General features: G+C 44.9%; 1 protein-coding gene. It reads right to left on the bottom strand.

The window, feature by feature from the left end:
- The coding region (locus GMD4S_RS10200; protein ID WP_044130365.1) for an aminotransferase class I/II-fold pyridoxal phosphate-dependent enzyme at positions 1 to 557 on the bottom strand (557 nt) is incomplete at its 3' end.
- Positions 558 to 574 lie beyond the last annotated feature (17 nt).

Consider the following 574-nt stretch of genomic DNA (forward strand, 5'->3'; position numbering starts at 1 on the left):
CCAATCTTTTCTAACACTTCCTTTTCCCAAACACGTCCACCAGGATTGTGGGGATTGCAAAGGATATAAAGCTTCACATCCTCTTCCACCAATTCCTTCTCCAACTGGTCAAAGTCAATCTCAAACAGCCCATCCTTTTCCACCAAAGAATTGGTAATCAATCTGCGATTGTTCAGTTTGACACTGCGGGCAAAAGGTGGATAGACCGGTGTGTTAATCAGAACAGCCTCTCCTTCTTTTGTAAAGGCTTGAATAGCTGTTGAAATGGCTGGTACCACTCCCTCTATAAAGACGAGGGCATCCTTGTCAAAGTGATAGCCGTGTTGTGTAGCTTCCCAGTCCTGAACCGACTCAATCAAAGCATCACTGGCATAGGTATAGCCATAGACCAACTGATCTGCGTAGGCTTGTACAGCTTGTCGAACCTCAGGCAAAACCACAAAGTCCATATCTGCTATCCAGGCTGGTAGAACTTCGCGATCAGCTTCCGCTTCTTTCCATTTATAGGTATGGTGCCCAAAACGATTGGGCAGGCTTGTAAAATCATATTTTCCCATATCTATCTTATCCTTCC

The sequence above is a fragment of the Streptococcus sp. GMD4S genome (assembly GCF_000296955.1).